At 61.7% G+C, this 5855-nt stretch carries 7 protein-coding genes; all 7 read right to left on the bottom strand.

Translation table 11 applies throughout. The annotated features are described in order from the left end of the window. Positions 1-670 (bottom strand): Mrp/NBP35 family ATP-binding protein (locus H5U38_06840; protein MBC7186735.1); only part of this gene is annotated, 670 nt, incomplete at its 3' end. Positions 671-718: 48 nt separating this feature from the next. Continuing rightward, on the bottom strand, positions 719-1576 hold the full coding sequence (locus tag H5U38_06835) for a VIT1/CCC1 transporter family protein (protein MBC7186734.1): 858 nt from the start codon (positions 1574-1576) through the stop codon (positions 719-721). Positions 1577-1631: 55 nt separating this feature from the next. Beyond that, on the bottom strand, positions 1632-2369 hold the full coding sequence (locus tag H5U38_06830; GenBank protein MBC7186733.1) for an ABC transporter permease: 738 nt from the start codon (positions 2367-2369) through the stop codon (positions 1632-1634). Beyond that, on the bottom strand, positions 2366-3370 hold the full coding sequence (locus tag H5U38_06825) for an ABC transporter ATP-binding protein (GenBank protein MBC7186732.1): 1005 nt from the start codon (positions 3368-3370) through the stop codon (positions 2366-2368). Before H5U38_06825 ends, H5U38_06830 begins: the two co-directional genes overlap by 4 nt. A gap of 204 nt (positions 3371-3574) precedes the next feature. Then, entirely contained in the window at positions 3575-3910 is a 336-nt protein-coding gene (locus tag H5U38_06820; protein ID MBC7186731.1) for a DUF5320 domain-containing protein, read from the bottom strand. A 16-nt stretch (positions 3911-3926) separates the two neighbouring features. Then, a complete protein-coding gene (locus H5U38_06815) occupies positions 3927-4493 on the bottom strand; it encodes a NifB/NifX family molybdenum-iron cluster-binding protein (GenBank protein ID MBC7186730.1) in 567 nt (188 codons plus the stop codon). A 194-nt stretch (positions 4494-4687) separates the two neighbouring features. Next, positions 4688-5855, bottom strand: a 1168-nt coding sequence (locus H5U38_06810; protein ID MBC7186729.1) for a sigma 54-interacting transcriptional regulator, incomplete at its 5' end; no start/stop codon positions are given.

Raw genomic sequence — 5855 nt, 5'->3', positions numbered from 1 at the left:
GGCCGCCGCAGTGCGGGCAGACAAAACCGCTCATGTTCTCAATCACGCCCAAAACAGGCATCCCCACCCGTTGGCAGAAACGGATAGAGCGCCGCACGTCTGCAGTGGAAAGTTGCTGCGGCTGGGTCACCACGATGGCGCCCACCGGCGGCGTGAGGAGCTGCGCCACCGAGAGTGGCTCATCGCCTGTGCCAGGAGGGCTGTCCACGATCAGGTAGTCCAAGCGGCCCCATTGCACGTCCTTGAGAAGCTGCTTGATGACCCCCATTTTCAAGGGGCCGCGCCAAATGACGGCATCGTCTTCGCTGGGCAGCAGCAGGCCCAAAGACATGACCTTCAGGTGCGGACCGCAGTCCACAGGCAGCATCGCCCCTTGCTCGATGGCCACGGTACGCTGTTCGAGACCCATCAGCTTCGGAATGCTGGGGCCGTGAAAGTCCACGTCTAACAATCCCACATGCCGCCCCATCGCTGCCAGCGCCACAGCCAAGTTAGCAGCGACGGTGCTTTTCCCCACGCCTCCCTTCCCAGAGAGCACCAGAATCTTGTAGCGGATCTGGGCCAGGCGCTTGGCCAATTCCAGGCTTTCCATCGCCTCTTGCGCGGAGACGTCGCGCACCTCGTCTTGTGGTCCAGTCATTGTCTTCCCTTCGTTCCTCTTTCTTGTCATGAACTTGGCAACTCTTTCAACCAGGGACTGCCAACGATGGTTTCCGGTTCATACCTCCACGCCGAGTAAAGCGCGGGCAACATAGCCCACACCAAAGCTGGCCGCCGCAACGCCGAGGCTGATGGCGGCCATTTCCACAAACTGCCGAGCAAAGGGCCTGTCCAGCGCCACCGCGGTGTAAAAGGTGAAGCTCGCTACGATCAGGACGGACGCGGCCAGCGCTACGCCAAGCGCCACGAACGCCTTCCCCAGCAGAAAGAAGGGCATCACGAGCACGGCCACGGTTATCACGTAGGCCATCCCGGTGTAGGCGGCAGAGCGCACCGGCTCTTTGCCATCCGCTTCTGCCTTGGCCGAAAGGTAGACCGAGGCGGCCATGGACATGGCAGCCGCAAGCCCTACCACCGTGCCGGAGAGCGCCACCAGGCGCGTGCGTTGCAAGGCCAACGTCAGACCTGCGAGACCACCGGTCAGCTCCACCAGTGCATCGTTCAAGCCCAGGACAATGGCCCCCACGTAGTGGAGGTGCTTCTCGTTGAGAAGCGCCAGCAGTGCCGCCTCGTGCGCCTCTTCCTCGCGGTGCATGGTCTCCGCGATGCTCAGCTCCTGGGATATCTGGCCGTAGGCAACCTGCGCCAAGCGTTCTCCTTTCTCCATCAACTTCAGGGCAAAGGTCAGACCGAGCAGGCGGCCGATGAGCACGAACAGCCCCACCTGCAACCAGCGCGGCTTGACCTCCTGGCCACTCAGCTTCTGCCACTCCCGGTAGTGGCGGAGCTCATCCGCGGCAATGGACGCGAGCACTTGCCGATTCTCCGGCGATGCACCTCGCGCCAACCGCTTGTAGACCTCATGCTCGGTGAGCTCGTTCCGCTGATAGCTCAACAGCCGCTGCTTCTGCTCCATCTCCCAACACCTCTTCAGACACTTTCGCCGCGTGCCAGGCGGCAGGGTCGAGCTTTCAGGCAATCCATCGCCTGCGGATATTCGCCAGCGTGAGTGCAAACAGCCCTACGCAGAAGCCTATGAGCAACGCAAAGTCGAGAAACAAAGGGTGTGCGTTCGTGCCCTCAACCGCGCCATGCAGAATGTCCGCTCCGTAGGTGAGCGGCAGGACGTAAGCGAGGGGCCGCAGCACAATGGGAAGCTTCGCCACAGGGAAGAAGAGCCCGCAGAGAAAAATCATCGGAAACCGGAAAAAGTTGGAAAAGGTCTGGGCCTCAAACACCTCGCTCACGCTCACCGCGATGAACAGCCCGAAAAGCGCGGAAACCACAGCCACCAACACCACGGCGGGGACAAACACTTCCCAGGCGATGCCTGCCACATCAACAACGAATGCCGCCATAGCCACGGGCACAAACGCATTGAGGACGCCGAAGAGAATAGCGCCGCTGGTCTTGGCCACCATGAGCAACTCCAAAGGGATAGGCGCCAAAAGGAGGCGTTCAAAGGAACGATTCCTCTTCTCGAAGGTGACGGTGACTGCCAGCATGGAGGTGGTCCCGAAGAGGATCGAAACCGCCACCACGCCAGGGAGCACCGAGAGCACATCGTGCATTCCTCTCCCGGATTTGATGAAGAACATCGTTGCCCACGCCAAGGGGAAGATGAGTCCCCAGCTTATATTCGGAGGCTTGAGGTAGTAGGTGCGCATGTCCTTGCGGAGGATATTCCAGAAGGCGATCCAGCGGTTCATCCTTCGCCCCTTTTCTTTTCTGCGTCGCGGCGCATGGCCTCCGCTTCGATGCCGGTGATGCGCACAAAGGCCTCTTCCAATGAAGGGACCACCCTCTTGGCTTCTCTGACCTCGGCTCCTGCCTCTTCCAGACAACGTACCAGGGGCGCCACATGCACAGGAACCGGCGATTCGACCTGGATCACGCCCGGCTGCCGGTCACGAAAGACCAGATCCGGGAAAGTACGAGCGAGCCTTGCCAGCAGGCCTGGCAGCGCGTTGCTAAAAACCAGGTGCACCACGTATGGCTGCTGATGGCCCTGCCGCAAAGCCTCCACGGTGTCGATGCACACGATGCGGCCGGCGACGATGAGCGCTATCCGTTCGCAGAGTCGCTCCGCCTCTTCGATGTAGTGGGTAGTCAGGAAGATGGTCGTGCCTTGCTCATGAAGGTTGGCAATCAATTGGCGGATGTGCCTGGCGCTGGCCACGTCGATGCCTGTGGTCGGCTCGTCCAGGAAGAGCAGAGGAGGTTGGTGAATGAGGGCAGCGGCAATGGTCAGCTTGCGCTTCATCCCCTTGGAGTAGCCGGCGAACTTGCGGTGCGCTGCCTCCGCCAGGCCGAAGCTCTCCAAGAGCGCCTTTGCTCGTGCCTCGCGCTCAGCCTTCTTTACGCCATAGAGCGCCGCGCAGAAGCAAAGGTTCTCAAAGCCCGTGAGCTCCGGGTAGAGATTGCTCTCATCGGGAACCACACCGATCAAGTGCTGCGCGGCCTTGGGGTTGGCACCGCAATCGATGCCGGCGATGCAGATGGAACCGCTGTCTGGTCTGGCTAGGCCGGTGAGCAAGTTGATGGTCGTCGTCTTGCCCGCACCGTTGGGGCCCAAGTAGCCGAACAGCTCACCCTGGTAGACGGTGAACGAGACCCCGTCCAACGCGCGCACCTCACCGAAGGTCTTGTTTAAGTCCTCGACCTGTATGGCCACGGCCTTCGGCTGGGTGCTTGTCGAATCATTCGGCATGCTGTTCGCTGCTCCGCCGAGCAACGGCGCAGGGGGCAGGTAGTCACCGCCAACCTGCACCTCTGCGTCGGCTCTCATTTCCTAAGGGCAGACACCGGCGTGCCGTCTTCGTCGTCTGGGCCCCTGCAAGTGCTCAGCGTTCCCTTGCACCAGAGCTCACGTGGCGAGTCGGCGCCGGACGGGGTCTCGCATCTGGCAGCGGAGTTACTGCTGCTCGCCCGAGGCCTCCAACTCCTCGAGCCTCCTCTTGATAGCCTCCAGCTCCTTCTGCAGCCAATCCGCCTGCGCTGTTAGGAACTGTTTCTCCACTTCCGGCTCTGGAACGGGTGCCGGGACACCCCAGAACCGCCGCCCGAACCGGAGCCACCCAGGGAGACCGGTGGCGTAGAAACAGTGTCGCCAGCCGCGGCCGCCTCCCCACCATGTCCAGGCTCGCATGGGGTTCGCGTACCCTGCGGTGGGGTATCCAGCACAGTAACCGGCCGCACGTCCACTCATAGGCCCCATGCCCATGGGGCCGGTCCGATCACCTCGTGGCATAACGTCCTCCATCTTGCTATTGTTCCCGTACGAGGGGAGTCCCGCACTGAGGGCAGACCCTCTGTCGACACGGGACACCTCGTTCATGGGGTTCGCGGTGACCACATTGCGGGCAAACGCAGAAACCTTCTGGCCCGCCAAAGCCTCCGCACGGTCCCTGGCCTCGTCCCCCGCCTTGGCCTGCACCTCTTCCTTGTCTTGCACGCATAGCACGCTCCTTTCGGCCGAAAGAAAAGCTCCCGTGGCGGTGACAGCATCCTGGCATGAGAAATTCTGGCCGACCAAGTACGCCCGTGAGGAGAGCCGCTTCAACATCGGCCACCTTGCCAGTGACGAACGGAATAACGCGAACGCCACTGCTCCGCAAAGCTGCATGAAGCCATCGCGAGATGGCTCCACAAACCAGCACCTGGACGCCCAGCTCGCGGAGGGCCGCCGGACGCTCACTTGCCGAGCTCGTCAGCCTTGCCCTCTGCGCCTCTCCCACGATGCGCTGGTCCTCGACTTCGACGATGCGCAGCTCTCGTGCGACATCGAACACTGGGGAGATGTAGTCTCCCCACACCGAAAAGGCCACCCGCACGCGACTCCCTCACGTTATGCCGTTACCACCGTGTGTTTGTTTTGCAACGGGCGTGCCATGTTCGCTTTCACAAGGTGCAGCAGCATAAGCCACTGGCGAATAAGTAGTTGGGCTATGCACGCGACACCGCCAGGGGGGCAAATGAGACGCACCTATGCGACTATGGAGGGCAGAAAGGGACGCACGAGTGCGACTCAGCGACGCGAGCGCCCGCCTCTTTCAGGCAACACGAGACCCAGGCGTTTTATCTTGCGGAAAAGCGTGCTCTTGTGGATGCCCAGCTCGCGAGCGGCAGCCACGCGGTTGTAGCCGTGGCGCTCCAGCGCGCGTTGGATTGTCTGCGCCTCCACGATGGCCTTCGCTCTTTGCACGTCGCTGACAGGACGAGGGCCCTTGCTTGCCGGCCCGAAGGTGTGCGAGGTACCAGTGAGCTCTGGTGGCAGATGCGCCATTTCTATCAGCTCCCCCTGACAGAGAATGAATGCATGCTCAATGGCATTTTCGAGCTCGCGGATATTCCCAGGCCAGTCGTAGGCCACGAGCAAGGAGAGCGCATCGGCGCTCACACCCCGGATCGATTTGTGTTGCAAACGGTTGAGACGCTCGATCATCTGCTCTATCAGCAGCGGAATGTCCTGCCTGCGCCTGCGCAGAGGCGGCAGGTCCAGCCGGACGACGTTAATGCGATAGTACAGATCCTCGCGGAATCTCCCTTCTCTGACCAGCGATGCCAGGTCCTTGTTGGTAGCGGCGATGATACGCACATCGGCCTGTTCGCTTCGCACGGCGCCCAGCGGTTCGTAGGTTCGCTCCTGCAGTACGCGCAGAAGCCGCACCTGTAGGGCAGGCGTCATGTCGCCAATCTCGTCCAGGAAGAGCGTCCCGCCCTTGGCCAAGGCAAAGCGGCCGGGTTTATCCTTGGTTGCGCCGGTAAAGGCGCCCGCTTTGTAGCCAAACAGCTCGGACTCCAGGAGCGTCTCCGGGAGAGCTCCGCAGTTAACTGCCACAAATGGCCCCTTTCCCCTTGGGCTCAAGGCGTGGATGGTACGCGCTAACTGCTCCTTGCCCGTGCCGGTCTCACCGGTGATCAGGACCGTGCAGGAACTTGCGGCAATAGCCGGGAGCACGGCGAAGATCTTTTGCATCTCGGGGCTCTGGCTGAAGAGCTCACCAAGGCGGGCCCGTCCCTGCAGCTCTTCGCGCAGGGCCTGGACCTCGCTCAAGTCGCGGAAGGTTTCCGCACCGCCGATCACCTTGCCCTCAGCGTCGCGCAGGAGGGCCGTGGAAACGCTGATGGGAATTCTCTCCCCCTGGGCCGTAATGATGTAAGCGGTTTGGCCAACAACAGGCTGGCCACTTGCC

This window comes from Calditrichota bacterium (genome assembly GCA_014359355.1).
Lineage (GTDB): Bacteria > Zhuqueibacterota > Zhuqueibacteria > JANLFK01 > Oleimicrobiaceae > Oleimicrobium.
The sequence above is the reverse complement of the archived record's forward strand: the minus strand, read 5'-3'. Positions and strand labels throughout refer to the sequence as shown.